At 45.1% G+C, this 1578-nt stretch carries 1 protein-coding gene; it reads left to right on the forward strand.

The window, feature by feature from the left end:
* Nucleotides 1-249 precede the first annotated feature (249 nt).
* Nucleotides 250-912 carry an imidazoleglycerol-phosphate dehydratase HisB gene (gene hisB / locus F6K20_RS37850; protein ID WP_287253877.1) on the forward strand — a complete coding sequence of 221 codons (663 nt, stop codon included), beginning with the start codon at nucleotides 250-252 and terminating at the stop codon, nucleotides 910-912.
* The last annotated feature ends 666 nt before the right edge of the window (nucleotides 913-1578 follow it).

Below are 1578 nucleotides of genomic sequence, written 5' to 3' on the forward strand. Positions count from 1 at the left end.
TCTCCAGCTATTGCTTAGGATACACGGGTTACTTTATTAACGACACGGGATGCCCCGACCCTCCGGAACAATACAATAAGTTCTATTTTTAAGCACGTAGGTGGCGGTTAGCTCTTAATTTGTCTTCCCTACTATATCTAGTATAAACGATATAAACCCTGTCCGCAATTGATCTCACACTCATGCTGCCCATGTTCGTTGTGAGGCAATTGAGCGGATGAAGTTAAGTTAGACAGGAGCAAAGATGTAATGCAAGTAAGCAATAACCGGACGCAGATCGAGAGCGGACCGATAATTCTCAACACTCAAGAGTCTACGTTAAAGGCGCGAACAGCTTCAGTCAGGCGTACTACTGGGGAAACTGATGTACAAGTGTCACTGAATTTAGATGGTACAGGTATCTGCACCGCTAATACAGGCATCCCATTTTTAGACCATATGCTGCATCAAATCTCTTCCCATGGACTGATTGACTTGGAGGTGCAGGCAAAGGGAGACCTAGAAATTGATGATCACCACACTAACGAAGATGTTGGGATTACCCTAGGGCAAGCCTTGGCAAAAGCATTAAGCGATCGCAAAGGAATTTTCCGCTTCGGTAATTTCCTGGCTCCCCTAGATGAGGCATTGATTCTGGTATCTCTAGATTTTTCTGGACGTCCTCACTTAAGCTATGGCTTGGAAATTCCTACCCAGCGTGTCGGAACCTATGATACCCAACTGGTGCGAGAGTTTTTTGTTGCACTGGTTAACCATAGTCAGATCACCCTACATATCCGCCAACTAGATGGCATCAATTCACATCATATTATTGAAGCGACATTCAAGGCATTTGCCAGAGCAATGCGCATGGCTGTGGAAATTGATCCTCGTCGTGCAGGGATGATTCCAAGCTCTAAGGGGGTTTTGTAAAAGCTATCCGGAAATCCTAAAAGTTGATAACAAACAAAAAGCCATGGGACTAAGAGTTCCACAGCTTTTAGACTGGTCTAAGGAGCATTAACTACATTTGATCGTAGAGTACGCTAACTGTGGGCATAGTCCTCGTAACAGTTTTGGTAACGAATTGACTACTCTCGTCGCTAAATCAAATATTATAGCGAGAGATTCCTAAGAACATAAATCCTTACTGGCGCGCGCCAAATAGCCTCTACACTCTGAGATCAAATCATTGATTTTACTTGTCTTTTGGCTTACGCTTCTAGCAGCGGTGCCCTTGACCCGTGGCGAATTTAATTACGGGTCAAGGGCACCGTGAGGCTTTTCAGCTGGCGCGCAAATCGGCACTTTATAGTTGATTAATTATCTCTATCTACTAGTAAAAATTATCAATAATCGCAAGAGTTTCCGTCTCCAATTCCCCGGAGACGCGCGCCTTAGATCGGGTCGCCTGATTACAAAAGACTTAACCCTTTTATTTTATGCAAGACCTTTCGCGGAGCGGCTATGGGCGAGCATCACCCATAAAGGCGACCCGATCTTACGGTAACTTCTAACCCGCTAACCCTTACTGGCAGTGCCAGACGCTGCTTAACACGGGTATAACGGGAGTCCCCAAGGAGATTGAATGATGGTTTT

This window comes from Moorena sp. SIO2C4 (genome assembly GCF_010672485.1).
Lineage (GTDB): Bacteria > Cyanobacteriota > Cyanobacteriia > Cyanobacteriales > Coleofasciculaceae > Moorena > Moorena producens.

Coding starts and splice junctions, on each gene's coding strand:
- hisB (WP_287253877.1), top strand. CDS start 250: ATGCAAGTAAGCAATAACCGGACGCAGATCGAGAGCGGACCGATAATT.